We start from the raw sequence: 26,265 nt of genomic DNA on the forward strand, positions 1-26,265 counted from the left end.
GCCGGTCACCCGGGATCGCCCTTTTCCGCGGCGGAATCTGGTGAGCCTGTCGTGGCGCCTCCACCGAGGCGAGCCGGGTCGCCGGGCACGGGAAGGGCATGAGCGCACAGCTTCGCTGTAGAGGAACGGACCGCCGAATCCACCGCTGACCGGGCGGTCCCTCGACTCTCCCCCGGCCGATCGCCCGCGGCAAAGCGCGTGGTGAACTACGGCGCGAATCCGGCCACAGGTCACCACGCAGCGCACCCCGACGAACGCGTGGTGACCAACGGCGCGAATCCAGCCACAGGTCACCACGCAGCACACCCCGGCGAACGCGTGGTGACCAACGGCGTGGATTCGGCCGCGAGTCGCCACGCTGGGCACCGCGGCGGAGTGCGGTGGTGGCCTGTGGGGTGGATCGGCCGGGACGAGGTGTGTGGGTGACATGCGGTGAGCGGTTCATGGCGGGTGGTGCCGGGGCCGGCATGCCGGTGACGGTGAGCGGTGTCAGCGAGGAGATCCGGGCAGGGCCGTCAGCGGAGGCCTGCGATGGCCTGGGCGACCTGCGAGCGCAACGCCGCGGGCAGTGGGGCGAACCCGGCCCGCTGGGCGGCCTCCTGGCCGCGGTCGCTCGCGGCGTAGGCGAGGAAGCTCCGGGCCGCCTCCGGCACGGATCCGCGGCACACCACCTGGTACGTGACCGAGACGATCGGGTAGCCGCGGCCGGTCGTCGTGGCCGGGTCGATCCGCAGGCGCAGGTCGCCGCCGGTTCCGGACACCTGGGCGGCGGCGACGGTGAGGCCGGCCGCGTCGTCGGTGGGGGTGACGAAGTCGCCGCCGGCGGTTCCGACGGCGACGGCCGGCAGGTCGGTGACCCGGGCGTACGACGCCTCGACGTAGCCGATGGCCCCGTCCGTCCGGCCGATCGCGGCGACGACCCGGTGGCTGCCGCGCTGGCCGAGTCCGCCGGGCAGGGGCCAGGTGCTGCCGTCGCCGTGCGCCCATCCGGAGTCGGTGCCGGTGAGGAAGGCGAGGAAGTTGGCGGTGGTCCCGGACCCGTCGGACCGGTGCACGATCCGGATCCTGGTGGCGGGCAACGCCGTACCCTCGTTGTCGGCGGCGATCGCCGGGTCGTTCCAGACCGTGACCTGACCGCTGAAGATCCTGGCGATGGTCCGCGGCGTCAGCCGCAGGCCGTCGATGCCGGCGACGTTGTAGGCGAGCGCGATCGGCCCGGTGACCAGCGGCAGGTGGACGGCCCGGCCGGTGCCGCAGCGCGCGTCGGCCCGCTGCTGGTCGGCGGTGCTGAGCGGGGTGTCGGTGCCGGCGAAGTCGCCGTCGCCGGCCAGGAAGGCGCGGACGCCGGCCCCGGAGCCGGAGCTGGTGTACTCGACGGACGCGTCCGGGCAGGCGATCTGATACGCCTTGATCCAGGCGTTGACGGCGTTGGTCTGCGCCGAGGAGCCCTGCCCGGACACGGCGCCCCGGGCGCAGGAGATCGGCGGCGTGGCCGGCGCGGGCGCGGCGGAGCATCCGGTGAGCGCGAGGATTCCGGCTGCCGCGAAGGGGAGGAACCGGGAGGCGGGGGCGGTGGTCATCGGTACTCCTCCAGGCGTTTGCGGACGCTCAGCGGGATGAGCGCGATGACCGCGGCCAGCAGCACGATCGGCAGGAGCACCCAGCCGGTCAGGGTGCGTTCGGCGGCGGCGAGGTCCTGATCGAAGGTGGCCTTCCGCTCGTCGGTGACCGCGCTGACCGAGGCGTCGAAGTAGGCGAAGTCGAATGCCGCGTCGCCGCGCCGGATCCCGGTGAGCCGCTGGACCGCCTCCTCGGTCCGGCCGGCGGCGGCGAGCGTGAGGATCCGTTCGTGGCCGGTGCGGTACGCGTCCCACCGGCTCAGCACGTCCGCCCCGGTGAGCCGGGGCAGCCCGCCCCGCGCCGACGCCGCGTCGGTGACCGGGTCGCCCGACAGGTCGGGCGCCCAGCCGTCGGCGTCGAGCCGGGGTGTGGTGCAGGCCGGGTCGCCGGTGAGGCAGGCGGATTTGCCGGTGAAGTCGTCGCGGTAGTAGGTGAGGTTGGCGCTGATCACGTACCGCCCGGTGTCGGCGGCGGCGTCGTAGCCGAGCGCCCGCATCTCGGACAGCGCCAGGTAGGGCCCGAGTCCTCGCTCGAGTCCGTGGGAGAGATGGCTCGACTGCACGTTCAGCACCAGGATCGCGGCGGCCGGGAGCACCGCGCCGATGACTGTCGCGACGATCAGCGCCGGGTTCCAGGTGCGGCGGAACCGGCGGGCCAGCCAGATCTGCAGGCCGATGAGCAGCGCCAGCAGGAGGCCGCCGAGGAGCACGGCGAGGGTGACTCCGAGGGACGCGGTCGCGTCCTTGCGCACGTACGCGTCGTCGAGCCGGGCGGTGCCCGCGTCCCGCAGCGCCCGCGCGTCCGGCAGCAGCCGCTGGTGCAGCAGGTTGGCGGCCTGGGTGTAGTAGCCGAGCGCGTCGGTGGCGGAGCCGGCGGCGAGGGCCTGCCCGACCCGCTGCCGGTAGACGGCGAGCCCGTCCATCAGCCGCAGGACGATGACCCGGTCCACCTCGGCGGCGCCCGCGTTCAGCGACTGGTGCAGGTCCCGGTCGACCTGGTGTCCCCGGTCCCGGTAGGCGCCGAGCGCGTCGACCCGGCTGCCGGCCAGCTCGTCACTGTCGCCGGCCAGCAGGATCCGGGTGACCTGGGCGTCCAGGTCGCTGAGGGCGAAGTAGAGGTCGGACGCGGTGGCGGCCTGCGGGGCGGCCTCCCGGCCGATCACCCGCACCTGCCCCTGCACGCTGGACATGATCAGGCTGAGGGCGGCGAGCAGCAGGGCGGCGGCGCTCACGGTGAGGGCGGACCAGAGCCGCAGCCGTACGGGTGTCTCGTTCCGGAACAATGCCGAAATCGTCGCGGGCACGCCACCACGGTAATTCACCATCGCAATTACGTGATGACGCGCCCACCCGTTTCCGAGCCGTTCATGAACCGTTTATATACCGGCCTTGACCTGGAAAGACGTGATTATCCGGGACGGCGAGGCCAGCTCGACAATGACCTTCCGGCTCAGGCGCGGACCCGTTTCGCCGGCGCCTTCGCGGCGGAGTGACGCGGCAGCGACAGCGGGTCCGGCAGGTCGTGGGCGGCACTCAGGCCGTCCTCCCGCCGGGTCAGCCGGCCCTCGGCGACCAGGTCGGCGATCAGCCCGGTGAGCCTGCCGTCCAGTTCGGTGGACCGGCGGGCCGCCCAGCCGAACAGCTTCCCGGTGGCGGCGAGCAGTCCGTCCACGTCGATCGCGCCGGCGTCCATGGCCAGGTGCTCGATCGCCACCCGCAGTTCGGTGTCGGCGATCTGGTCGGCCTTGCGGGCCACCCCGGGGGCTTTCAGCCGGACCGGCGGCACGATCTGACCGGGATCGCCGAGGAACTCGTCCGCCCAGGTCACCCGGTGTTTCTTGACCTGCGCCTCGATCTCGGCGTCGATCACGGCACGGGCCTGCCTGGTGATCCGGGCGAGCGCCCACTCCTCGCGCATCCGCTGCAGGACGAGGCTGATGTGCACCGGGCCCTCGCTCGCGGCGATCCGCCGGATCGCCTCCGCGATCTTGGTGCGGCTCTCCGGATCGGTCACGGTGGCGCCGTGGGGCAGGGCGGGCAACTTCGCTTTCCGGTACGGGTGAGCCCACTCCTGCGGCCCGTGGTGCGCCGCCGCCGGGGTCTTCTTCCGGGCCGTGCTCTTCCTACCGGCGGCGCCGGGCGTACCGGCGGAAGCCTTGACGCTCTTGCGGGCCGGCGTCTCGGGAACCTCCTCGACGGCGGCCGCGGGCGACGGCTCCGCCACCACGACCGGCACGACAGCGGCGACCGGCACGACGGGGGCGACCGGAGCGACCGGAGCGACCGCCACGACCGGCGGCGTGACGGGGGCGACCGGGGCGACGAACACCGGGTCGGCGGTCGGCAGCCCCTCCACCGAACGGCTCACCCGTTCGAAGGCCGCCGGAGCCACCCGCGGCTCCTCGACGATCTCGGTCGTCTCCCGGGTGACCCGCTCGAACACCGCCCGGGTCACCCGCGGCTCCTCGGTGATCTCGGTGGTCGTCTCGGTACGGGTGATCCGCTCGAAGACCGCCGGCCGCACCCGGGAATCGTCCTCGTCGTACTCCTCCAGCAGTTCGTTGCGGGTGATCCGCTCGAACGTAGCCGGCCGCACCCGCGGCTCCTCGTCGTCGAGGTCGGCGAGCAGGTTGTTGCGGCCGACCCGCTCGAACAGGGCCGGGCGAACGTGCGGCTCCGCCACCTCGGGCTCCGGCGTCCGATACTCCTCGGCCCACTCCTGCGGCACGCCCGGCCACTTCTCGGCGGTGTGCTGCTCGAAGTCCCCGGCGCCGGCGAGGTAGGCGTCCGTCTCCTCGGCCGCGATCTCCTCCTCGAGCAGGTGCGCCTCCTCCTCGAGCAGGTCGTCGTCGAGCGCGATCGCCTCAGCGGCCTCCTCCTCGAGGTCGGCGATCGCGTCCACCGGGACGTACTCCTCCTCGGCGGCGGCCTCCACCGGGACGTACTCCTCCTCGGCGGCGGCCTCCACCGGGGCGTACTCGGGTTCGGCGACGTCCATGATGTCGGCGATGACGGCCGCGGCGAAGGCGGGCGAGGACTCCTCTTCGATGGCGGGCTCCGCGGCCGCGTACCCCTCGAAGGTCTCGACGATCGTCACCGGCTCGCGTTCCTCGGCCACCTCCGCGGTCACCGCGGGCTGTTCCACGGGCGCCGCCGGCACGGCGCCGCCGTCCAGTTCCGGAACCTGCTCCTCCGGCGGGAACTGGGCGAGCGCCGCCTCGATCGCGTCCCGCAGCCGCTGTTCCTCCCGTTCCCGGTCCAGGTACCAGGCGGTCCCCCAGATCCGGTGCAGCCGCCAGCCGAGGCTCTGCAGCACCTGCTCGCGCAGCCGGTCCCGGTCCCGGGCGGCGGGCGCCGAGTCGTACGTCGTCCCGTCGCACTCGATGCCGAGCGCGAACGGCGCGTTGCGCCGCGGCGACCGGCGCACCGCCAGGTCGATCCGGAAGGCGCCGGTGCCCACCCGGGTACGCACCCGGTAGCCCCAGGACCGGATGGTGTCGCGGACCGAGTCCTCGAACGGGGTCTGCGCCTCGGGACGCGGATCCTCCAGCCCCAGCGCCGTCTCACCGCGGGTGGCGTAGTCGAGGTAGCCGGCGAGCGGCCGCAGTTCCTCGGTGTCCGGCAGGTCACGGGCCCGGACCGAGGAGACCACCTCGATCCGGCGGCAGGCCCGGGTGGACGCCACGTTGAGCCGGCGCCAGCCGTCCGGCCCGTCGAATCCGCCCAGGTCGGCGCCGACGGCCAGGATGATCACGTCGCGTTCGTCGCCCTGCACGGTCTCGACGTCCTTGACGAAGAACCCGCGCAGTCGGTCGTCGTCCGGCGGCACCACCATGTCGGCGACCGCCATCTCGATCAGGGCGGCCAGGCCGGGCGTCCCGGCGATGACGCCGAGGCTGAGTTCGGGCCGGGTGACGAAGTGGTGGGCGACCCGGCCGGCGACCATGGCCGCCAGGCCGTCGTCGCCGTGTCCCGGTTCGGCGGGGAACATCTGCACGCCGGTGTCCGGCCCGGCCGGGCCGGCGGGCGGGAACGTGTTGAGCTGCCCCTGGTAGAAGCTGTGGTTGGCGAACGCGATGAGCGACTCGTGCCGGCTGCGATAGTGCGTGCCCAGATCCAGCACCGGGAACGCGGCGCAGCTCATCGCCAGGTCCAGGATGGACCGCTCGTCGCCGGGGGTGGGCAGCGCGGTGAGCTGCCGGTCGTCGCCAACCACCACGAACGAGGCGCCGCGGTAGACACAGGTGATCGCGTCCGCGATCGGCACCCGGGACGCCTCGTCGATGATCACCACGTCGAAGGTGAGATCGGCCGGGACGAGCCGGCTGACGTCGGCGGGCACGGTCAGGAAGCACGGCTTGACCGCGAGGGTGGCGTGCCGGGTCGCCCCGATCAGCTCCTGCACCGGCAGCCGGCGGCCCTGCTGGGCGGCGGACGCCCGGAGCATCGCGGCCTCGGCCGCGGCGGCGCCGCTCGGCTGCATCTCGTCGACGGCGTTCATCACGTCGGCGGCCGAGGCGCGCTGCAGCCGGGCGTCCCAGACCCGGAACTCCTCGACCAGGTGGTCGCGGGCGTCGGCGTCGAGGGGGGCGAGCCGGGCGTCCTCGCGGATCACGGTGTCCGCCCAGGACCGGAACAGCGACCGGCCGAGCACCGGCAGGATCTGCTCGACGGCCAGATCATGCTCGGCGCAGAAGTCCACGACCTCGCCCAGCCCGTGCTCGGCGAGCACGGCGCGGGCCTCCTGGTACTCGAACCACTCCTGCTGGCCCTCGCCGTCGTCGAGCAGCGCCTGGATCAGCTCCCGGGCGTGGCCGTAGTCGTCCAGCGCGGTGGTGAGCGCCGCGTGCCGGCGCGGCGCGAACGCGCGCAGGATCCAGTCGCGGGCGGCCTGCCATTCGGCGACCCGGGTCGGCAGGACGTCGGTGGGCCGGGCCGTGCGCAGCGCCTGGACCTGGCCGGCGGTGAGCGCGGTGTCCACCCCGACCCGGATGCGCCGGGCCTCGGAGGTCCACGCCATCGCGGTGGCCAGCGCCTCCACGTCGGTCTGGGTGCCCCGGTACGCGTCCCCGAGCACCTTGGCGTATTCGGCGTTGTTGGCCGACAGGGCCGCCGCGGCGTCGGCGGCGCTCTCCCGCAGCAGCCCGATGGCCGCCGACTCGGCGAGCGTGAAGTCCCGCCCGCCCGCCGCGCTGTACGCCTGCACCAGTTCCGACGCCGCCGTGAGCGGCTCCACGTGGGCCCGCAGCCAGGTGACCGCGTCGTGGATCGGCCCGGCCGCCAGTTGGGGGCGCGGCGCCGGCTCGGGTGGCGGCCGCAGGGCGGCGGTCCACCTGTCGAACTCCTTGCGGGCCTCGGTGACGATCCGGATGATCGCGCTGTTCGGGGTGGCGGCGCTGGCCCGTTCGATGACCGCGGGCAGGGCCTCCGGCGGGGTCACCCGCAGCACCTCGTCGGCGGTGCCGAGGGCCCGCCGGATGGCGTCGAAGTCGGTGTCCAGGTGCTGCCAGTGCCGGCCCAGGGCGCGGGCGTGCCGACGCTCGGCCTCCTCGAGCTCGTTCAGCGCCTTCTTCCACGCGGCGGCGCTGGCCAGGTTCGCCACCGCCTGCTTGCGCTTGACGTCCGGCCGGGCGATCTCGGCGGCCGCCTTCCGGTCCCGCCGGTACGGCGCCCGCAGTTTCCGGACCCCCTTGTGCACGTTGGCGAACCGGTCCGCCAGCTCGTCCACCGGATGGGCCAGCGCCGCCTCGTTGAAGTGCTCCCGCGCCTTCGCCTCGGCGATCTTGACGACCTCGACGGCCCGTTGCAGCACCCGGGCGGCGGTGTGCGCGGCGGCCATCCCGGCGGCGTCGAACCAGGCCGCCTCCGGTTTGTCCCCCCGGGACAGCAGGTCCACGATGGCGGCGACCCGGCCGATGTCGGAGAACGCCACCACGTTCGGCAGCCCGAGCCGGGCGGTGACCCGGTCCAGGCTGTGCTGGTGCTGTTCCAGCCGGTCGGCCTCCTCGGCGAACCGCCGGGCCAGCCCCCGGGACTGGGCCGCGGTCAGGGGCAGCATCTCCACCGGAGGCGGGTCCAGGTGCGCCAGGTTCGGCACGATCGGCAGCTTGGCCGGTGACGGCAGCGCCGACCAGCTGACCCCGGCCCGGGCGCGGACCGCCTCCTCGGCCTGGTTCAGCGACGTGAGGTGACGCAGCAGCCCTTCGGCGGCGCGGGCCACCGGTTCCAGGCTGTCCAGCAGCAGCCACGCGTCGGCGGCCTCGGCCGGGCGGCGGGCGGCATGCCCGATCAGCGTGGTCAGCGCGATCGCGTCGGCCAGGTGCCGGATCCGGAACGCCGCCGCGACCGGGTCCTGGGTGGACGCCTCGACCAGGTTCTCCAGCGACGTCCGCGCCTGGTGCAGGCGGGCGTCGAGCCGGTTGCGGTCGATCACGTCGCGCCACAGGAAGTCGTCGCCGCGCAGCGCCGGGCGCCAGGCACGGCCGAGCCGGTCGGCGGCGTCGCGCACCTGCTGCAGCGACTGGGTGGTCAGCGGGATCGGCAGCACCTGCGGCACCGGCGCGGCCGGCACGTCGGTCATCTGCGCGCACATGCCGAGCACGTCGTGCAGCCGGTGGCCGAGCGGCTCGCGTACCTCGTTCATCGCCTCGGCGTACGCGTTCAGCCGTTCCCGGTGCTCGCGCAACTCCTGCCGCTCGTCGGTGGACAGTCCCGGCGGGGGCAGCGGAATGAAGTCGAGGGCCGCCGCCAGGGTGGCCGCGACCTGGTCCCGGCCGATCCGGTCACCGTGCAGTTCGAGCAGGTAGTCGTCGAGGCCCGCATGCGCCAGCCGGTCCTTGACCACGTCCAGGGAGGCGGCCTTCTCGGAGACCAGCAGCACCCGTTTCCCGGCATGGATCAGCGCCGCGATCATGTTGGCGACGGTCTGCGACTTGCCGGTGCCCGGCGCGCCTCGCATCACGAAACTGCGCCCCGCCAGCACCGCTGACACGCAGGCCCGCTGGGCGGCGTCCGCGTCCAGGACCAGCGGCACGTCGTCGGGCGACGCCACGTCGTCGATCCGGCGGGGCGTCACCGGCTCGAACTTGAACGCGTCGATCTGTGACCGCGCCTCGGTGGCGAGGGCCCGCACGACCGGATGCGCGAGGATCTGCCGCTCGTTGTCGACCAGGTCGTGGTAGACCACCTCGCGGTGCACGGTGAACCGGGACAGCACGATCGCCTCGTCGGTCCGCCACTCCGGGTGCTCGCTGATCGCGGCGTCCAGCCGGGCCCAGAAGACCGTGACGTCCAGTCCGGTCAGGCTCTCCACGCCGGGCAGCTCGACACCGTGCCGGCGCAGGGTCACCGAGAGGGCCGGGTTGACCATCGGGTCCTCGGCCCGGGCACGCAGCCGCGGGTAGTCGAGCGGATCCGAGTCGACCAGGTCGACCGGCAGCAGCAGGATCGGGCTGGCGTACTCCCGCAGGTCGTCGTGCCAGTGCAGAGTTCCCAGCGCCAGGTAGAGGGTGGACAGCCCGTACTCCAGCTGATCGCGGTGGTCGATCCGCCGCAACGCCCGCAGCGTGGTGTCCATGTCGGCATCGGCCATCGCCGTCTGGAACGCGCTCGCCGCCCGCGGCCGCGGGCCCTCCGCCTGCTCCTCGGCGCCGAGGAAGCCGCATTCACGCCCCTGCTGCAACGCTTCCAGGACACTGCGCGGCGACGGGCTGTCGATCGCGACCACGCCCGGCGACTCCGGATCCACATGGATCAGCGGGTTGGCGGCGGTGAGGTCCAGCAGACCGGCACGCCAGGACTCGAGCACTCCCCGGACACGCGCGTCCGGCCGTCCGGTCAGCCCGTCAGCATCATCCCACCGCATTGGAACATTCCAGCAAGCAGAGGGGTGTCAGCGTGGCGATTTGCCGGGTTAATCCGACCTATCCGGCCACCAAAACCCCTTTGAGCTTCCTAAAATCCCCCAAACCGGAGGAAAGCTCCTCTCCAGGCTGATCTTTCCCCCAAACCTTCCCGGGTACGCCGTACGCCGCCCCGGCACGTGGGTCAGTCCCAGCTGGGGACCCAGAACTGCCAGTCGGCGGGCGCCGGGGGCCAGGCGGGGTCGGGGCGCCAGCCGTCGGGCGGGTACCAGCCGGAGGGCGGAGTGGGCCAGCCGGCCGGGACCACGAACCTGATGCCGGTCGGGGCGGGCGGGATGGGCGGGTGCGGGTTCGCGGCGTCCGGGGCCCCGGAGACCGGGTTGAGGCCGGCCAGGGCGCCCGAGTTGGCTTTCACCACGGCGGCCAGGGCCGGGATCACCGTGGTCTCGGCGATGGCGTGGTCGTTGCCGACGCCGGGCGCGGGGCTCACCGGACCGGCCGGCCCGGCCGACCGGTTCAGCGGATCGGTCGCCAGGCCACCCGGGCCTTCGATCTGCGGGACCGGAGTGGTGGCGGTACCGGATGCGGCGTGCCGGCCGGAGCCGGTCGCGGCGAGCGAGCCGGCGGACGGCACGTTCGGCACGCCGCCGCTGGCCGCCGACCAGCTGGGCACCCCGCCGGTCCCTGCCCGGTTCGGCGCGTCGTCACCCGTGGCCGCCCAGCTCGGCGGGTTCTCCCCGGCGGCCGCGAGGGTCGGCGGGTTCTCGCTGGGCCCGGCCCAGGCGGGTGTGGTGTCGCCCGTGGACCAGCCGAGGCGGCCGTCAGCGGCCGCCCAGCCCGGCACGGCGGCGTCCAGCCCGGACTGACCCGGCCCGCCGCCCGCGGCGGCCCGGCCCGGACCGGAACCGGAACCGGTCGCGAACGCCCCCGACCCGGCGGAGAACGCGCCGGCGGCGGACTGACCCGAACCGGAACCGGTCGCGAACGCCCCCGACCCGGCGGAGAACGCGCCGGCGGCGGACTGACCCGGGAACTGATCGAAGGACTGCTGCGCGGGTGCGCCGAGAGAGGAGGCGAACGTCGACGGGAAGGACGACGAACCGCCGGCGCCCGGCGGGACGGACGTGGCCGGCGGGACCGGCGCCGACGGCGGCAGCGGGGTGGTCGCCGGGGCCGGCGTGACCGCCGGATTGGTGCTGGCCGGGGCCGCCCAGCTGGGCAGGGCGTCGCCGCTCACCCAGTTCGGCACCAGGCCACCGGAGGCGGGACCGCCGGACATCACCCCGGCGGAACCGGGACCACCCGGCAGCGCGCCACCGGAACCAGGCCCACCGGAGAACGGGGCGCCCGAGGTCGGGACCGCGGGGGCCGGGACGCCGGGGGCGCCGCCGGGAACCACCGGGCCCGGCGTGACCGGTCCCGTGGCGGCCACGCCGGGGGACGGGACACTCGCCGTGCCGCGGCCCGGGGCGCCACCGGCCGCCGGGCGCTGCGCCGGGCCCTGCCAGCTCTCCGGCAGGTCCTGGACGCGGGCCACGTAGAGCATGACCTCGCTCTTGCCGCTGTTGCCGCTGTTGCCGCGGACGATCGCGCGGGCCGCGGTGACCAGACCCTGTTCGGCCATGTGGCGCAGGGCCGGCAGCAGTTCGCCGCTCATCTTGGGGCTGAGGTCACCGACCCGGGCGTCGCCGATGCGGACCTCGACGAGGTGGTCGGCCATCTCGTGCAGGGTGACGTAGGCCCAGCATTCGCCCTCCGGGCGCAGCAGCGGCACCAGCGTGTCCAGGTTCTGCTGCTGGCCGACGACCTGGACGGCGGAGCCGGACGGCAGCAGCCGGTGCTCCTGGACGGGGGCCGCGTTGGCCGGGACGATCATGTGCGGTTCGGCCAGGTCGAGGCGGATGGTGCTGTCGAAGGCGGCGGGCCGGCCGTCGGCCGCGCCCCATTCCCGGCCGGTGATCCGGGCGTTGACCTCGGGGACGAGGCCGCGGGCGGTGAGGTCGGAGAGGACCCCGACGTACCGGGCGGCCTCGGCCCGGGGCAGGTGGCCGAGCAGGCTGGAGCCGGACCAGACGCCGACCGCGTTCCGGTCGTGCCGGTTGTTGCGGTCGGGGATGAGCTGGACGGGGAGGGTCATGTCGGTTCCACGCGGGTCGAAGTCGCCGCCGAAGAGAGCACGTATCGCTTTCGCGTAGTGCGTCTCGCCGACCACCTCGGCACTTGCCCAGCCCGCTTGTCCCCAGAGGGGGAACCGATTCGCCACACGGGAACGCTAGTGTCTGCTTTCCGTCAGTGACCTCACCCGTACGGACGAGGGCGATCAACCGTACGTTCCGTATCCACTCCGTTCACCTGAGCGACTGAATCGTCGTTCAGTTCCGGGCTATACCCGGCGACCCGTACGAAAAGGTCGCCGGGATGTCTTGAATCCCGGTTAACCCACCTTGACCACCATCTTGCCGGTGTTCTCGCCCCGCAGCAGTCCGAGGAACGCCTCGGGGGCGTTCTCCAGACCCTCGACGACGGTCTCCCGGGCGGTGATCTTCCCGGCGCGCAGCCAGCCGCCCACCTCGGCGATGAAGTCGGGCATCCGGTGCGAGTGGTTGCCGACCAGGAACCCGCGCAGGTTGATCTCCTTGCCGATGGTGGAGGCCAGGTTGCGCGGCGCGGCCGGCGGGGCGGTGTCGTTGTACTGCGCGATGGCGCCGCACATGGCGATCCGGCCGTACTTGTTCATCACGCTGATCGCGGCTTCCAGATGGTCGCCGCCGACGTTGTCGAAGTAGACGTCGACACCGTCCGGCGCCGCGGCCTTGAGCTGCTCGCGGACCGGCGCGTCCTTGTAGTTGAAGGCCGCGTCGAAGCCGAGGTCCTCGGTGAGGTGCCGGGTCTTCTCCGCGGAGCCGGCGCTGCCGATGACCCGCTTCGCGCCGCGCAGCCGGGCGATCTGGCCGACGACGCTGCCGACCGCGCCGGCCGCGCCGGAGACGAACACGGTCTCCCCCTCACGGAACCGGGCGATGTCGAGCAGCCCGGCGTAGGCGGTGAGCCCGGTCATGCCGAGCAGGCCCAGGTAGGCGGAGAGGGTCGGCGCGGCGGCCGGGTCGACGACGCGCACCCGCTCGGCGTCGGACACCGCGAACTCACGCCAGCCCAGGTTGTGCACGACATGGGCGCCGACCGGGACGGCCTCGGCGTTCGACGCGACGACCTCGCCGACCGCGCCGCCGTCGAGCGGCGCCCCCACCTGGAACGGCGGCATGTAGGACTTCACATCGTTCATCCGGCCGCGCATGTAGGGGTCGACGGACATGTAGATGTTGCGGATCAGCACCTGGCCGGGGCCGGGTTCGGGCGTCGCGGTCTCGGCGATCTCGAAGGTCTCGGCGGTGGGCCAGCCGACCGGGCGGGACGCGAGGCGGATCTCTTTCATGCGGTGCTCCTTCTGACCAGCGTGTGGACTTCGGCGAACGGTCCGCCCGACGTCCACACAACGCGTGGGTGACGGCATGTCGTTCGCAATCGACAGTATGTCGAAAAAGTCGACACCGCGTTAGTGTGTCGGTATGAGCACACTCCCCGGCCGGCGTCGCGGGCCCAGCAAGGGCGACCGCCGCGAGCAGGCGATCCTGGAGACGGCCCGGGCCCTGCTCGCCCGCAAACCCCTCGCCGACATCACCATCGACGAGCTGGCCGCCGGGGCGGAGATCTCCCGGTCGAGTTTCTACTTCTACTTCGACTCCAAGCTCGCCGTCGTGGTGGCCCTGCTGCACGGCATCACCGGTGAGCTGGGGCGGGACGCCGGCCCGTGGCTCGACGGCGACGGCCCGGACGCGGAGTCGCTGCGCGCCGCGCTGTCCGCGCTGGCCGTGCTCTGGCGCGACCAGGGCCGGCTGCTGACCGGCGCGTTCGCCGCCGCGCCCGGCTGCCCGCCGCTGGCGCAGTGGCGCGACGGTCTGCGGGCCGCGCACGTGGACCGGCTGGCCGCCCGCATCGAGCGGGACCGGGCGGCCGGGCGCGCCCCGGCCGGGCCCGCGCCACGGGTGCTGGCCGGCCTGATCGACGACCTCCGGACGGCCGCGTTCGCCGGCACCGCCGATCCGGAAGCGCTGGTGGACGACCTGGTGACCGTCGAGTTGCGGATGATCTACGGCGATTTCGGCGGATCACCACTCGGCCGGGTGATCCGGCAGGCACCCTGAGGTCATGCGTATCGGTGTCATTGGGGCGGGTCGGCTCGGCGGCACTCTGGCCAGGTGGTGCGCCGAGAGCGGGCACGACGTCGCGGTCACCTCGCGGCATCCGGAGCGGCTGCGGGCGGAGTTCGGCGGCGACGGCTCGCCGCTGCGGGTCATGTCGATCCCGCAGGCGGCGGCGTTCGGCGACGTGGTGATCTTCAGCCCGAACTGGGAGTCCGCGCACGAGGCGGTGGAGCTCACCCGCGGCGGGATCACCGACAAGGTCGTCATCGACGCGACCAACCCGGACGTCCCGGACACCGTCTCCGGGCTGGAGACGCTGATCGACTGGGCGCCGGAGGCCCACTGGGCGAAGGCGTTCAACACCGTCTCGACCGAGGTGCTGAGCCGGCGGCGCGGCCACGACCCGCTGCTCACCGAGTACGTGTGCACCGATCAGCGGGACGCCCGCGAGGCCACCACGCGGATCATCCGGGATCTCGGGTTCGCCCCGTTCTACGCCGGCGGCCCGCACGCCGCGCTGCTGACCGAGACCGGCGGCCCGCTGCGGATGCGCGAGGTGGATGTGAAGGACGCCACCGACGTGCTCGCCGAGGCGCTGACCGTCCTGCGCTGACCACCCGAGCGTCCCGCGCCGGCCGGGCGGATCACAGCGCGGGCCGGCCGGGTCACAGCGCCGGCCGGCCGGGTCACAGCGCCGGCCGGACCGGCCGGGCCGTGATCACCGGGTCGATCGTCCCGTCCGGGGCGGGTGACGCGTCGTCACGGCGCGGGAGGCCGCGGAGCGCCTCCTCCCGCAGCCGCAACCAGGCGGTCTGGGTGTCGCGAACGGTCGGTGCGGTGGACGTGCCGATGCTGAGGGTCGTCATACCCGGGCCTCCTTGATCAGGACCCGCATCATCGGCGGCCCGTCACCCTTCTGAAGGATTCCCTTGCCCCGGGCTTCGCCGGCCGCTAACGTACAACCACATGGTTGTAGATACGGACCGCGTGTTCCACGCGCTGGCGGATGCCACCCGGCGGGACATCCTGTCCCGGGTGATCCGGTCCGGGCAGTCCGTGTCCGAGCTGGCCCGGGCCTATCCGATGAGTTTCGCCGCGGTGCAGAAACACGTCGCCGTGCTGGAGCAGGCCGCCCTGGTCAGCAAGACCAGGCGCGGGCGGGAGCAGATCGTGACCGGTGAGGTCGAGGCGCTGCGCCGGGTGTCGCTGCTGCTCGACGAGTACGAGGAGATCTGGCGGCAGCGGGCCGCCCGGATCGAGCGGATCCTTCAGGAGGACGAGCAGGCATGACCGTGATCAGTTCGCACAAGGACGTCGGCACGCTGTCGCTGACCTTCGTCGCCGAGTTCGCGGCGCCGGTGGACCGGGTCTGGCAGGTCTGGGCCGATCCGCGCACGCTGGAGCGCTGGTGGGGCCCGCCGGGCTACCCGGCCACCTTCGAGCGGTACGAGTTCCAGCCCGGCGGCGAGGTCCGCTACCACATGACCACGCCCGAGGGCACGAAGCCGCGCGGCTGGTGGCTGATCACCGCGGTCGACGAGCCGGGCCGCCTGGAGTTCGACGCCGGGTTCTCCGGTGACGACGGTGAGCCGCTCGACCGGGCGGACGCCATGCACGGGGTGGTCACCCTGGAGCCGGTCGCGGCCGGGACCCGGATGACGACGGTCTTCCGGTTCCGCAGCGCCGAGCAGCTGGAACGGTCGGCCGGGATGGGCATGGCGGAGGGTGTGCGGGAGGCGATGGGCCAGATCGACGACCTGCTGACCGGCGACTGAGGTAGCGTCGGATCATTACGACGCACCCGCCCCGGGGGTCTCTCACTGATGCCGTTCTGGTCGAAGCGCGCCGGCGGGTCCCGGCCGGCCTCCGGGGGCGACCCCGCCGTCGATCCGACGATCGACGAGCTGACCGCGGCGCTGCGGGAGCGGGACGCCGAGCTCGAGCGGCTGCGCGCCGCCCTGGCCGCCCAGGAGCAGACCGCGCAGGCCCAGCAGCGGGAGCTGAACCAGCGGCTGCGGCGGCGGGCCCGAGAGGCGATCGACGACACCGCCGAGGTGATCGGCGGCAAGCTGGAGGACGTGGTCCTGCACGTGGGTGAGGCCCGCGACGCCGCGGCCGCCACCCACGAGCGGGTCTCGATCACCAGTGACGCGGCGAACGCGCTGGTCCAGCGGGCGCACAGCGCCGACGAGTCGGCCACCGCGCTGAACGCCAGCCTGCGCCAGGTCGCCGGGATCGCGAGCGTGATCTCACGGATCGCCTCGCAGACCCGGTTGCTGGCGCTGAACGCGACGATCGAGGCGGTCCGGGCCGGCGCGGCGGGCAGCGGGTTCGCGGTGGTCGCCGACGAGGTGAAGAGCCTCGCCGACACCACTGCCGACTCGACCGAGCAGATCACCAGCACGATCGCGGCCCTGGAGGCGGACGTCGCGAAGATGGGCCAGACGCTCAGCGCGATCATCGCCGACGTCGGCGACATCGAGGACGCGATGCGCCAGCTCGGCGGGATCGCCGACCAGCAGCACGACATCGTCCGGCTCCTGCATTCGAGCGTGGACGCGACGATGGCCCAGATCGGCGATCTGTCCGACGTGGCGGAGCGCCTGGAACGGCGCCGCCACGACCGGCTGCCGGTCAGCGGGTCGGTCCGGTTGCGGACCTCGACGCGGCCGGCGCCGATCGAGGCGGAGATGATGGACCTCAGCTCGGACGGTCTGGGCTGCGTCGTCCCGGCCGCGACCGCGCTTCCGGTGGGCGAGCTGGTGCAGGCCGAGTTCACCGTCGAGGGGCTGAGCGGGAAAGCGGACGCCCGGGTGGTGCGGCGGGTGCCGCGGGACGACACGGCCGAGCTGGGCCTGCAGTTCCAGGGCGTGCCGGAGCACACCCGGGCGCAGATCGACCTGTTCCTGTCGCGGGCCGCCCCCGCCGGGACTTAGGCCCTAACCCTCGACGCCGGTGGCGTCGTGCGGGCTGCCGACCGGTTTGGACTCCGGGGAGCCACGCTGCCGCAGGTAGATCGAGAGGATCACCATCGACGCGACGGCCAGCAGCTCGGACTGCCAGTTCTGCAGGGTGCGGTTCCAGAAGTCCGGCTCGGTGAGGTATTCCGCCCAGGTCACCGGCGCCTGCAGGCCACGCAACTGCTCCTCGTTGAAGGCGGCGGCCCCGGCGACCGACTGGGTCAGCCACGAGGCCACGAAGATCAGGCCCATCACCAGGCCCAGGGAGTTGGACAGCAGGGCCGGCCGGAACCCGCGCCGGTGCGCCCAGCTCGGCGACTCCGCGGTGGCGTACGCGCCGACCTTCTGTTTCTCGTCGGAATCGCGCCCCTGCTCACCCGGCTTCTTCGACTCCGGCGAGCCGCGCTGGACCAGCCAGACGGTGAGGAGGATGTAGAGGAAGAACTGCAGGTACTCGGACTGCCAGTTCTCCGACACGTCGGCGGCGAACGAGGCGGACGTGAGATAGCGGCCGAGGGTGACCGGTTCCATGCCGGCGGCCATCTGCTGCTGGTTGAAGTCGGCGTGCCCGGCGAACGCCTGGCCGACCAGCACGATCAGGAACAGCAGCCCGAAGAACAGGCCGAGGGAGTTGTCGCGGATCCGTTTCACCGGTGCATCACCCCGAGCGCGGCGAAGTACAGCAGCCCGGCGGTCACCACGAGCAGGAGCAGCAGATACTGGGCACGCACCGCCGATCACCCGCCCTGGACGGCGCAGTCGTAGGGCTGCTCACCGCGAGGCGTGCACCCGGCGGCGACGACCCGCCAGCCGTCCGGGAAGACGGCGAGGAACACCGCGTCACCGTCGAACGTCACGAGCGCGCGTTGCCCGTACACCTCGGTGGTGGCCCGGGGTGAGGGAGCCGCGAGCGACTCGCCCAGAATGCTCTCCGCACACGGCGCGTCGATCTCCTCGGCGGTCCGCGGAGCGAGGGCGCGGCAGGCGGCCTGCCCGTCCCCGTCCGCGACCGCCTGCAGGAACCGGCGCGCGGTGTCCTCCGCGGCGCCGTCCGCCCGGCGCATCCGGCCGCCAGCGACAGCAGCGCGATGATCAACGAGTAACGCACGAACTGCCGCATGCCCCGCGGGGCCACGTTTCATGCGGCGAAGACGCCCGGCAACTCCTCCGTGAGATACCGCTGCACCGCCGGGCCGATGGCGGCGACGAGCGTCTCGGACGGCACCGACGCCAGCGGCTCCACCTTGACCACGTAGCGGGCCAGGGCCAGCCCGGCCAGGTGGCTGGCGGCCAGGGTGACCCGCAGATCGGCCTCCGCCGGATCGAGGTCCAGACCGGCCACGGCCCGGCGCAGGATCTGGGTGATGATGAACTCGCGGAACATCTTCGCGGTCCACTCGGTGCCGACCACCGATCGCATCAGCGCCACCGCCGCCGACCCCCGCGGGCCGTCCCACATGCCCAGGAAGGCGCGCACGAACCGTTCGCCGATCTCGTGCCGCTCCCCCGCGCCCGCCTCGGCGATCACATCGGTCGGGTCGACCGGCGCGTTCATGGTGGCCAGGAACAGCTTGTCCTTGGTGCCGAAATAGTGGTGGACCAGGGCCGGGTCGACCCCGGCGCCGGCCGCGATGGCACGGATCGAGGCGCCGTCGAACCCCTTCTCCGCGAACGCGCCGCGCGCGGCCGAGAGGATCGCCTCCCGCGTGTCCGGGTTGCCGGGCCGGCGTCCGGTCCGTCGCACCATCGATCAAACCCCTTCGGTCGTACGTCCTAAGCGGTCCTGCGCCGGAGCGTCGCCGCCCCCAGGATGAGCGCCACCACGATCGCGCCGACCACGACGGCCAGGTCCCGCCACATGATGCCCGTCGGCTCGGGGTGCACACCCACCTCGGTCAGCGCCTCCACGGAGTAGGACATCGGCAGCACGTCACTGATCGCCCGCAACCAGCCGGCCATGTCCACGCGCGGCACGAACAGCCCACAGAGCAGCAGCTGCGGCGCCACCACGAGCGGCATGAACTGCACCGCCTGGAACTCGGTGCGGGCGAACGCGCTGCACAGCAGTCCGAGCGCGACCCCGAGGACCGCGTTGGCGACGGCGATCAGGATGACCAGGCCGATGCTGCCGGCGGTCCGCATGCCGAGCACCCCGTAGGAGAACCCGGCCGCCACCGCCGCCTGCGCCGCGGCCGCGAGCCCGAACGCGATGCCGTACCCGAACAGCAGGTCGAGTCGGCCGACCGGGGTGGTGAAGAGCCGTTCCAGGGTGCCGGTGGTGCGTTCCCGCAGCATGGCGATGCTGGTGATCAGGAACATCACGATGAACGGGAAGACGCCCAGCATGGTCAGGGCGACCCGGTCGAAGACGTGCGGCTGCCCCTCGTACATGAAGTAGATCAGCGTGATCAGCACCGTCGGCACCACGATGATCATCGCAATGGTCCGCGGGTCGTGCCGCAGCTGGGTCAGGATCCGGCAGATCGTGCTCGCGAGGATCATGCCGTGCCTCCGAACTCCCGTGAAAGAGCGCGATCATGACACTCGCTCCGCTCGGTCATGCCGTGCCTCCGAACTCCCGCGAAAAAGCGCGACCATGACACTCGCTCCGCTCGGTCATGCCGTGCCTCCGAACTCCCGCGAAAAAGCGCGATCACGACACTCGCTCCGCTCGGTCATGCCGCGACCTCCCGCCGCCGGATGAGGGTGAGGAAGGCCTGGTCCAGGTCCTCGGTCCCGGCGCTCCGCTTGACCGCTGCCGGGGCGCCGTCGGCGATCACGGCGCCCTCGCGGATCAGCAGGAGCCGGTCGCAGCGGTTCGCCTCGTCCATCACGTGGCTGGAGACGAGCACTGTCGCGCCGTCGGCGGCCAGGCGCCGGAAGTGGTCCCACAACTCGTCCCGCAGGACCGGGTCCTGCCCGACCGTGGGCTCGTCGAGCACCAGCACCTCGGGACAGCTGACGAGCGCGCACGCCAGGGAGGCCCGGCTCCGCTGGCCGCCGGACAGCTGCGACACCAACTGGCGCCGTGCCGCGCCGAGGCCGACCGCCTCGATCGCCTCGTCCGCCGCCCGGCCGCCGAGGCGGTGGAGGGAGGCGAAATAGCGGGCGTTCTCGGCGACGGTGAGGTCGGCGTAGACGCTCGGCGCCTGGGTGAGATAGCCGATCCTGCTGCGCAGCGGCGACGAGCCGGCCGGATGGCCGAGCACGGTCACCGTGCCGGACGCGACGACCTGCACGCCGACGATCGCTCGCATCAACGTGGTCTTGCCGCTGCCGCTCGGGCCGAGCAGACCGGTGACGCCGCCCTGCGGGATGACGCAGGAGAAGCCGTCGAGGACGGTTCTCCGGCCACGCCGCACGACGAGGTCGCGGACCTCGATGGACATGATTCCTCCCCGGAAACTCATCAACTGTTGAACTCAACGCTAGATGAGTTTCCGGCGCACGGGAAGCGACGCTGCTCGGCGGCTTTCCGGCCGCGACCCGGAAAACCCCTCAGCAGCACCCGCACCGCACCGATGGTGAGAACGTCGAGAGCTCCATCGCCGGAGGTAGTGCCCGCACATGTCCATTCCCCGGTTGAACCCGTACCGCTCCACGATCACCCCACCCGGCGTCGTCGCCCGGCCGAACCGGGACCGGCACTCCGCCCGCGAGGACGCCGCCGCCCTCACCGAACGGGACCGCGAGCTCATCTTCCAGGCCACCGGTCAGCGGATCGCGCCCGGCGAACCGAACCAGGGCTGGATCAACTCGCTCGCCGCCGCGATCGCCGCCGACCGGACCGCGGGACGGCTCGCGCCCGGCCAGGAGATCAACGAGGTCTACCTGCGGGATCTGGCCCGCCGGTACGACCAGAACCCCACCGGCCGCAACCCGATCGCCGGCTACCTGGACGCGGCGCTGCGGCACCTCGACCAGCACGGCCCGCGGACCATCGGCCGCTTGGACGTCAGCGCCTGACCGCGCTGGGTACGCTCGACCAGCGCGGCGGCCACGTCGCGCGGCTTGCGGTGGGTGTCCTGGGAGATCCGGGTGAGGATTGCGAACGCCTCGTCGGCGGAGCACCGGCGCGGATCACCCGGAGATGAGCAGGACCCTCTCCAGTCCGGCGATCTCCAGCACCCGGCGGGTCAGGCCGCGGACGCCGTGCAACTCGACGCGGACGCCCCGCACGGCGGCCCGGCGGGCGACCGCGGCCAGCATGTTCACTCCGGCGGCGGCGAGGAAGGTGACGCCGCTGAGATCACAGTGGACCAACGGGCACGTGGCGATCGAGTGGAGCAGGACGGCGCGCAGGACCGCGATGTTGTCGGCGTCGATCTCGCCCTCGACACACACCTGGGCGATGGCCACGGGACTGTTGCGGGCCACCCGGGAGCGCACGGTCAGCACCCGGAGCGAATCGTCCACGGTCATGGGCGCCCTCCCGCGGCACGGCTCTGGCCGGGCACCGTCTTGACCCCCCATCAGCGTAGACCCGAACGGGCGTGCCGCAAGGCCACTGCCCGCAACGGGTGACAACGCGGAGGTCCCGGCGCTTTCCGGGATCCGGGGCGCATCAGAACCGCGTGAGGTGGCGGCCGGCCTGATGGAACGGACCCGGCACCCGCGATCAGGCGATCCACCGCCTCTTGACAGCATATTTGTGATCGTTAACATACTCGCGACGACCATGGTGCATCCCCGGGCGGCGCCTGCCGGCAGTGGACCATCACGGCCTGATCCCCGAGACCGCCCGGCGCCTCACCGAGTCCTGAACCCTCGGTGGGGCGCCGGCGCGCATCCGCCGGTCAGATCCTGCGCAGGCGCACCGCGACACCGTCCCCCTGGTGGACCAGGGCGCCCTGGTAGCCCGGGGTCTTCACGACCACCTCGGCGAACCGGCCGCGGACCTTGCGGGCCTTGATCACCGGGACCGGGGAGTCGTACCGGTCGTCCTTGGCGACCTCGATCTCCAGCACCGCGCCGGCGCCGATGGTCACGTCGTCACCGACGGTCAGCGGGGCGGCGCCGTGCGGGCGGACCGTGACCGCGAGGGTGCCCGAGCTGATCCGGGCCGCGCCACGGACGTGGGTCTTCGCCGTCGCCAGGCGCAGCGTGCCGCCGCTGACCGTGACGTCGCCGTCGCCCAGGGCCGACTTCGACGCGGCGACCAGCGTGCCCTGCGCGACAGTGGTTCCGCCCTGGTAGGCGTTGTCGCCGGCCAGCGTCAGCGAGCCGGTGCCGAGCTTGATCAGACCGCCCCGGCCGTCGATGTCGTTACGCCAGGTGTCGGCGGCGGAGAAGCCACCGGCTGCCGCGTCGAGCGTGACGGCGACCGTCGCATCGAACGCGCCGTAACCGTCGGCGGCGGTGAACAGGTCGATCCGGCCCCACTGCTCCGGGCCGTCCAGGATCGGGTTGCCTGCGGCGAGACCGGTGGTCCGCAGCACCTCGCGGCGCTGCGCGGCGTCCAGGTAGGGCAGCCGGGTCTCCAGCAGCACCTCGGCGCCGGCCGGGACGGCGAACCTCGCGCCGGACCGGCGGCCGGGCAGGCCGTAGGTGACCTTCGGCGCCACGACGGCGGCGTTGACGTCCCGGTCGGCGTACGCGTCGGCGGCGTCCGCCCGGTGCGCCGCGGCGAAGACGTCCGGGCCGGCGTGGGCCTGGAAGTACGCCAGAGCCTGCGCGCGGGCCTCGGCCTTCAGCGTCGCGTTCGCCGGGTCGCCGAGGATCGCGGCGGCCAGCGCGGTGCCGAGGATCCGGCCGCCGATCACGTCGACCGGGGAGTGCATGCCGGCGACGATCCGGGTGTGCGCCAGGTCGTACGCGGCCGTCACCAGCTCCTGGAACCGCTCCGGCACCGCGTAGGCGAACGCCAGCGCCGCCATGTACAGCGCGTTGGTGTGGCCGCTGACGTAGCCGCCGTCGTCGGCCGGGCTGGTGCTCCGCTGGCGCAGGAGCTGCGGGGTCACCACGACGTCCGAGTCGTAGACCGGGTAGCCGAACTCGTCGACCGCGCCGGTCGGGACGACCTCGCTGTCGTCGGTCATCCGCCACGGGCGCGGGTACTGGAAGGAGAACTTGGCCGGGTTGCCGGACGACCAGTTGCCGCGGACCGTGTTGACCAGGGTGACGACCTTGCCGAGGGCCGACGCGGGGTTGCCGGCGCCGAGCGCCGAGCCGGCGGGGGCGCCGGCCGGGACGGCGTCGCTGACCGTGGTCGCCGGGGTCGTCGCCGGGGCCTCGGTGATGCCGGTGACGGCGAGGGCGCCGGCTTTGTAGACATCGGCGAGCGGGCCGAGGCCGGCGATCACCGAGTACGACTGGTGCTGGCGGTCGACGACGAACGAGCGGGCGGCCTCGGCGGCGGTCCGGTTCCGGGTGGTCCGCACGACGTAGCGGACGTTGGCGCGCAGGAAGGCGGCGTCCAGGACGGTGCCGGTGTTCCAGGCGGCGCCGGTGCTCCACACCCGGTGGAAGCCGGAGAGGATCCGGACGGCGGCGTTCGTCTCGGCGGTCAGGTTCGCCGTGGTATTGGTCTTGTAGGCGTCGATGAACGAAGAGGCCGTGCTCCCGGCCGCCCGGGCGACGGTGCCAGGGCCCGCGACCAGGCTCGCCGTTCCGGCGGCGCCTGCGATCAGGAGAGTACGGCGGCTGACGTTCACGGGAACTCCACAACATGCGGGGGCGGGATCGCGTTCAGCCTTGGTGGATCAGACGACCGATTTCCCAACCGACGCTGTTGTTAACGTGAACATATCTCGAATGGCCTTCCGTTTCGGCGAGGGTCGATGGAAGGCTGCCGCCCATGAAACGCGCTCTCGTGGCGTTCGCCGCCCTCGCCGGCACGCTTGTCGTCGCGCCCGCCGCCCCGGCACACGCGGCCGGCGGCTCCTTCTCCGTCCTCACCTACAACGTCGCCGGGCTCCCCGAGATCATCTCCAGCGCGGAGACCGACCGGAAGACCGCCCACACCGCGATCGGGCAGCGCCTCGGCCCCTTCGACGTGGTGCACGTCCAGGAGGACTTCAACTACCACGCCTACCTTTACGCGGCCGACACCACCCACGCCCACCGCACGCCCACCAGCGGCGGCGCGGGCATCGGCTCCGGGCTCAACACCGTGTCGCGGCTGCCCTACGACACCGACGACTTCGAGCGCGGCGACTGGGACTCCTGCCAGTTCGACTCCGGCGACTGCCTGACCCCGAAAGGCTTCACCTTCGCCCGGCACCGCGTCGCCGACGGCGTCTACGTCGACTTCTACAACCTGCACACCAACGCCGGCACCAGTACGGGCGATCAGGAGTCCCGCGCCGACAACCTGAGCCAGCTCTCCGAGTTCATCGCCACCCACTCGGCGGGCAACGCGGTGATCGTCATGGGCGACACCAACACCCGCTACACCCGGGCCGCCGACACGATCCGGCAGTTCGTCGCGGACAACGGGCTCACCGACGCGTGGGTGAAGCTGGAGCGCGGTGGCACCCCACCGGCCGCCGGCGCGGACGCGCTGCTCTGCGACCCGGCCGCGCTGACCGACGCCTGCGAGGTCGTCGACAAGATCCTGTACCGGTCGAGCCGGGCGGTCACGCTGAACGCCACCGGGTACGCCAATGAGGAGGCGAGCTTCACGAAGCTCTCCGACCACTACCCGATCAGCGCGTCGTTCACGTGGACGGCCACCCCGGACATCACGTTCAGCGAGCAGTTCGGCGGGCCGCACGGCAGCCATTACAACGATATCTCCGACATTTCATCCAGGCCGGCGAGCGTCGGCTTGCGCGCAGGCTCACGGGTCGATCAGGTGAGCCTCGGTGAGCTGGCGCACGGCGGAACCGGTGGGACCGCGAAGTCGCTGACGCTCGGCTCATCGGAGTACGTGACGAGCGCTCAACTCTGCCGTGGCAGTCATAACGGTCATACACGCATCTTTTATGTTAAATTTGTCACGTCGCTGGGCAACAGCATCGCCGGCGGGACCACTACGCCGGACTGCGTGACCAGGACCGCCCCGAGCGGGTTCCAGATCGCCGGCTTCCATGGCCGGTCCGGGAGCGCCGTCGACAAACTGGGGTTCATCTACACCCGCCGCTGATCCGTACGTCTCGATCCCGCGTGATGCGGCGCCGCGACGGGTATCCGGCGCCGCATCATTCGGCAGGGCCTGCACACCCGATCACCCACCGGATCTGAGGCCGCCGTCCCGGAAGTGGCCCGCGACGGGCCGGGCGGCCGGTTCCTACCGTGAGGCGTGCACAAGCATCTCACCGGCGACCTGGCCGCCCTGCCCGACCTGCTGCAGACCACCCGCGACTACGCCGTCTCCGTGCTGGCCGGCCTCGGCGAGCGCCCGGTCGCCCCGCCGCCGGTCCCCGTCCCCGCCGCCCCGCTCCCGCTCGTGGGCGCCGGCACGGCGGGCGCGCTCGCCGAGTTCCAGCGCCGCTGGGCGCCCGGTTTCTCCGGCAGCGCCGGCCCCCGCTACCTGGGCTTCGTCACCGGCGGCGCGACCCCGGCAGCGCTCGCCGGCGACTGGCTGACCGGCGCGTTCGACCAGAACGGCTCGAACCGTTCCGGTTCCTCCGCCGCCGGTCTGGAGGACGAGACGGTCGCCTGGCTGCGCGAGATGTTCGGCCTCGGCCCCGAGCACAGCGGCGCCTTCGTCAGCGGCGCGACCATGTCGAACCTGGTCGGCCTGGCCGTCGGCCGGGAGTGGATCGGCAGGCGCCTCGGCGTCGACGTCGCCCGGCAGGGCCTGGCCGCGCTCGGCGAGATCACCGTCCTGTCCGGAACCGCCCACAGCAGCGTCTACAAGGCCCTGTCGATCCTCGGCGCCGGCCGGGACGCCCTGCGCCCGGTCGCCACCCTGCCGGACCGCGAGGCCGTCGACGTGTCCGCGCTCGCCGCGGCCCTGGAGTCCCTCGACGGCCGGCCGGCGATCGTCGTCGCCAACGCCGGAACGGTGAACACCGTCGACTTCGACGACCTGCGCGCCATCCTCGCGCTGCGCGACCGTTACCCGTTCTGGCTGCACGTGGACGCCGCGTTCGGTGGTTTCGCCGCCCTCTCCCCCGACCACGCCCACCTGGTCGACGGCCTCACCGAGGCCGACTCGGTCTGCGTCGACCTGCACAAGTGGCTCAACGTCCCGTACGACGCGGCCGTCCAGTTCACCCGCCACCGCGACCTGCAGGTGGCGGTCTTCCAGAACTCCGCCGCCTACCTGCCCGCCGTCTCCGGCGACCCCGACTTCTTCCACCTCACCCCGGAGAACTCACGCCGGCTGCGGGCCCTGGCCGCCTGGTTCACGCTTGCCGCCTACGGCGCCGACGGCCACCGCACGATCGTCACCGGCGCGATCGCCGCGGCACATCGGCTCGGCGCGCGCCTCACGGCCATCCCGGGCGTGCGGTTGCTCTCCCCGGTACGCCTGAACGTCGTCTGCTTCAGCGTCCCCACCGACGTCCCCGCCCTGGTCCAGGCGATCGCCGATTCCGGCGAGGCGTTCCTGACCCCGACCGTCTACCGGGGCGAGCCGGCCCTGCGCGCCGCCTTCTCCAACTGGCGGACCACCCCCGCCGACGCCGACCGCGTCGCCGCCCTCCTCGAGAGACTCCTCACCTGACCGGGCGCC

The 26,265-nt window shown here is 72.8% G+C and carries 21 protein-coding genes and 1 pseudogene; 8 read left to right on the forward strand and 14 right to left on the reverse strand.

All coding sequences use genetic code 11. From position 1 onward, the window contains the following. Positions 1-515: 515 nt before the first annotated feature. From pstS to Aut01nite_RS30775, 5 genes are all read right to left on the reverse strand, one after another. Positions 516-1,580, reverse strand: coding sequence for a phosphate ABC transporter substrate-binding protein PstS (gene pstS / locus Aut01nite_RS30755; RefSeq protein WP_043525294.1), 1,065 nt, complete (start codon positions 1,578-1,580; stop codon positions 516-518). Next, positions 1,577-2,923 carry a GlnX family signal transduction membrane protein gene (locus Aut01nite_RS30760; protein WP_236642706.1) on the reverse strand — a complete coding sequence of 449 codons (1,347 nt, stop codon included), beginning with the start codon at positions 2,921-2,923 and terminating at the stop codon, positions 1,577-1,579. Before Aut01nite_RS30760 ends, pstS begins: the two co-directional genes overlap by 4 nt. A gap of 146 nt (positions 2,924-3,069) precedes the next feature. Then, positions 3,070-9,483, reverse strand: a complete 6,414-nt coding sequence (locus Aut01nite_RS30765; protein WP_043525290.1) for a PDDEXK-like endonuclease domain-containing protein — start codon at positions 9,481-9,483, stop codon at positions 3,070-3,072. Positions 9,484-9,665: 182 nt separating this feature from the next. Then, positions 9,666-11,744 carry a hypothetical protein gene (locus Aut01nite_RS30770; RefSeq protein WP_152628711.1) on the reverse strand — a complete coding sequence of 693 codons (2,079 nt, stop codon included), beginning with the start codon at positions 11,742-11,744 and terminating at the stop codon, positions 9,666-9,668. Between the two features lie 171 nt (positions 11,745-11,915). Further along, the gene (locus tag Aut01nite_RS30775) at positions 11,916-12,914 is read right to left on the reverse strand and encodes an NADP-dependent oxidoreductase (RefSeq protein ID WP_052163750.1); all 999 of its coding nucleotides are present in this window, start codon (positions 12,912-12,914) and stop codon (positions 11,916-11,918) included. A 133-nt stretch (positions 12,915-13,047) separates the two neighbouring features. On the opposite strand from Aut01nite_RS30775, the gene Aut01nite_RS30780 reads away from it, so the two are divergent. Further along, the gene (locus tag Aut01nite_RS30780; RefSeq protein ID WP_043525288.1) at positions 13,048-13,683 is read left to right on the forward strand and encodes a TetR/AcrR family transcriptional regulator; all 636 of its coding nucleotides are present in this window, start codon (positions 13,048-13,050) and stop codon (positions 13,681-13,683) included. A 4-nt stretch (positions 13,684-13,687) separates the two neighbouring features. Then, positions 13,688-14,296 (forward strand): NADPH-dependent F420 reductase, encoded by a 609-nt coding sequence (locus tag Aut01nite_RS30785; protein ID WP_043525287.1) that lies wholly within the window; start codon positions 13,688-13,690, stop codon positions 14,294-14,296. 73 nt (positions 14,297-14,369) lie between these two features. Here the strand turns inward: Aut01nite_RS30785 and Aut01nite_RS30790 are convergent, their stop codons facing one another. After that, positions 14,370-14,549 carry a hypothetical protein gene (locus Aut01nite_RS30790; protein ID WP_043525286.1) on the reverse strand — a complete coding sequence of 60 codons (180 nt, stop codon included), beginning with the start codon at positions 14,547-14,549 and terminating at the stop codon, positions 14,370-14,372. A gap of 100 nt (positions 14,550-14,649) precedes the next feature. Here Aut01nite_RS30790 and Aut01nite_RS30795 point away from each other — a divergent pair, with 100 nt between their 5' ends. From Aut01nite_RS30795 to Aut01nite_RS30805, 3 genes are read left to right on the forward strand one after another with little or no spacing between them, the layout of a single operon-like run. Further along, complete coding sequence (locus Aut01nite_RS30795) at positions 14,650-14,973, forward strand: ArsR/SmtB family transcription factor (RefSeq protein ID WP_043525285.1); 324 nt, start codon at positions 14,650-14,652, stop codon at positions 14,971-14,973. After that, a complete protein-coding gene (locus Aut01nite_RS30800; RefSeq protein ID WP_043525284.1) occupies positions 14,970-15,458 on the forward strand; it encodes an SRPBCC family protein in 489 nt (162 codons plus the stop codon). Before Aut01nite_RS30795 ends, Aut01nite_RS30800 begins: the two co-directional genes overlap by 4 nt. A gap of 48 nt (positions 15,459-15,506) precedes the next feature. Next, positions 15,507-16,619: a methyl-accepting chemotaxis protein gene (locus Aut01nite_RS30805; protein ID WP_083999007.1), complete on the forward strand. Its 1,113-nt coding sequence runs from the start codon at positions 15,507-15,509 to the stop codon at positions 16,617-16,619. A 3-nt stretch (positions 16,620-16,622) separates the two neighbouring features. On the opposite strand, the gene Aut01nite_RS30810 is transcribed toward Aut01nite_RS30805, so the two are convergent. From Aut01nite_RS30810 to Aut01nite_RS30830, 5 genes are all read right to left on the reverse strand, one after another. Beyond that, positions 16,623-17,294, reverse strand: a complete 672-nt coding sequence (locus tag Aut01nite_RS30810) for a DUF6766 family protein (protein ID WP_043525282.1) — start codon at positions 17,292-17,294, stop codon at positions 16,623-16,625. 86 nt (positions 17,295-17,380) lie between these two features. Beyond that, positions 17,381-17,707: a hypothetical protein gene (locus tag Aut01nite_RS30815; protein WP_043525280.1), complete on the reverse strand. Its 327-nt coding sequence runs from the start codon at positions 17,705-17,707 to the stop codon at positions 17,381-17,383. 74 nt (positions 17,708-17,781) lie between these two features. Next, positions 17,782-18,390, reverse strand: coding sequence for a TetR/AcrR family transcriptional regulator (locus Aut01nite_RS30820; protein ID WP_043525278.1), 609 nt, complete (start codon positions 18,388-18,390; stop codon positions 17,782-17,784). Positions 18,391-18,416: 26 nt separating this feature from the next. Beyond that, complete coding sequence (locus tag Aut01nite_RS30825) at positions 18,417-19,145, reverse strand: ABC transporter permease (RefSeq protein WP_043525277.1); 729 nt, start codon at positions 19,143-19,145, stop codon at positions 18,417-18,419. 173 nt (positions 19,146-19,318) lie between these two features. Continuing rightward, positions 19,319-20,032, reverse strand: a complete 714-nt coding sequence (locus tag Aut01nite_RS30830; protein ID WP_043525275.1) for an ABC transporter ATP-binding protein — start codon at positions 20,030-20,032, stop codon at positions 19,319-19,321. Positions 20,033-20,210: 178 nt separating this feature from the next. Between Aut01nite_RS30830 and Aut01nite_RS30835 the strand changes: the two genes are divergently transcribed. Further along, positions 20,211-20,609: a hypothetical protein gene (locus tag Aut01nite_RS30835; protein WP_043525274.1), complete on the forward strand. Its 399-nt coding sequence runs from the start codon at positions 20,211-20,213 to the stop codon at positions 20,607-20,609. On the opposite strand, the pseudogene Aut01nite_RS30840 reads toward Aut01nite_RS30835, so the two are convergent. From Aut01nite_RS30840 to Aut01nite_RS30850, 3 genes and pseudogenes are all read right to left on the reverse strand, one after another. Further along, positions 20,534-20,707, reverse strand: a pseudogene (locus tag Aut01nite_RS30840) (ANTAR domain-containing protein); the annotation flags it as partial. The gene Aut01nite_RS30835 and the pseudogene Aut01nite_RS30840 sit on opposite strands and share 76 nt — an antisense overlap. Positions 20,708-20,723: 16 nt before the next feature. Further along, entirely contained in the window at positions 20,724-21,065 is a 342-nt protein-coding gene (locus tag Aut01nite_RS30845) for an STAS domain-containing protein (protein ID WP_043525273.1), read from the reverse strand. A gap of 374 nt (positions 21,066-21,439) precedes the next feature. Continuing rightward, a complete protein-coding gene (locus tag Aut01nite_RS30850; protein ID WP_043525272.1) occupies positions 21,440-23,296 on the reverse strand; it encodes a phosphatase PAP2 family protein in 1,857 nt (618 codons plus the stop codon). Between the two features lie 143 nt (positions 23,297-23,439). Between Aut01nite_RS30850 and Aut01nite_RS30855 the strand changes: the two genes are divergently transcribed. Then, entirely contained in the window at positions 23,440-24,729 is a 1,290-nt protein-coding gene (locus Aut01nite_RS30855; RefSeq protein WP_043525271.1) for a jacalin-like lectin, read from the forward strand. Positions 24,730-24,885: 156 nt separating this feature from the next. Then, positions 24,886-26,256: a pyridoxal phosphate-dependent decarboxylase family protein gene (locus Aut01nite_RS30860; protein ID WP_043525269.1), complete on the forward strand. Its 1,371-nt coding sequence runs from the start codon at positions 24,886-24,888 to the stop codon at positions 26,254-26,256. The last annotated feature ends 9 nt before the right edge of the window (positions 26,257-26,265 follow it).

Source organism: Actinoplanes utahensis (genome assembly GCF_016862455.1).
GTDB lineage: Bacteria > Actinomycetota > Actinomycetes > Mycobacteriales > Micromonosporaceae > Actinoplanes > Actinoplanes utahensis.

What these genes read in the sequence shown, in the direction of transcription:
- Aut01nite_RS30785 (WP_043525287.1), top strand. Translation starts at nt 13,688, where the DNA reads ATGCGTATCGGTGTCATTGGGGCGGGTCGGCTCGGCGGCACTCTGGCC.
- pstS (WP_043525294.1), bottom strand. Translation starts at nt 1,580, where the DNA reads ATGACCACCGCCCCCGCCTCCCGGTTCCTCCCCTTCGCGGCAGCCGGA.
- Aut01nite_RS30765 (WP_043525290.1), bottom strand. Translation starts at nt 9,483, where the DNA reads ATGCGGTGGGATGATGCTGACGGGCTGACCGGACGGCCGGACGCGCGT.
- Aut01nite_RS30845 (WP_043525273.1), bottom strand. Translation starts at nt 21,065, where the DNA reads ATGACCGTGGACGATTCGCTCCGGGTGCTGACCGTGCGCTCCCGGGTG.
- Aut01nite_RS30815 (WP_043525280.1), bottom strand. Translation starts at nt 17,707, where the DNA reads ATGCGCCGGGCGGACGGCGCCGCGGAGGACACCGCGCGCCGGTTCCTG.
- Aut01nite_RS30825 (WP_043525277.1), bottom strand. Translation starts at nt 19,145, where the DNA reads ATGATCCTCGCGAGCACGATCTGCCGGATCCTGACCCAGCTGCGGCAC.
- Aut01nite_RS30830 (WP_043525275.1), bottom strand. Translation starts at nt 20,032, where the DNA reads ATGTCCATCGAGGTCCGCGACCTCGTCGTGCGGCGTGGCCGGAGAACC.
- Aut01nite_RS30805 (WP_083999007.1), top strand. Translation starts at nt 15,507, where the DNA reads ATGCCGTTCTGGTCGAAGCGCGCCGGCGGGTCCCGGCCGGCCTCCGGG.
- Aut01nite_RS30795 (WP_043525285.1), top strand. Translation starts at nt 14,650, where the DNA reads ATGGTTGTAGATACGGACCGCGTGTTCCACGCGCTGGCGGATGCCACC.
- Aut01nite_RS30800 (WP_043525284.1), top strand. Translation starts at nt 14,970, where the DNA reads ATGACCGTGATCAGTTCGCACAAGGACGTCGGCACGCTGTCGCTGACC.
- Aut01nite_RS30775 (WP_052163750.1), bottom strand. Translation starts at nt 12,914, where the DNA reads ATGAAAGAGATCCGCCTCGCGTCCCGCCCGGTCGGCTGGCCCACCGCC.
- Aut01nite_RS30820 (WP_043525278.1), bottom strand. Translation starts at nt 18,390, where the DNA reads ATGGTGCGACGGACCGGACGCCGGCCCGGCAACCCGGACACGCGGGAG.
- Aut01nite_RS30835 (WP_043525274.1), top strand. Translation starts at nt 20,211, where the DNA reads ATGTCCATTCCCCGGTTGAACCCGTACCGCTCCACGATCACCCCACCC.
- Aut01nite_RS30780 (WP_043525288.1), top strand. Translation starts at nt 13,048, where the DNA reads ATGAGCACACTCCCCGGCCGGCGTCGCGGGCCCAGCAAGGGCGACCGC.
- Aut01nite_RS30855 (WP_043525271.1), top strand. Translation starts at nt 23,440, where the DNA reads ATGAAACGCGCTCTCGTGGCGTTCGCCGCCCTCGCCGGCACGCTTGTC.
- Aut01nite_RS30790 (WP_043525286.1), bottom strand. Translation starts at nt 14,549, where the DNA reads ATGACGACCCTCAGCATCGGCACGTCCACCGCACCGACCGTTCGCGAC.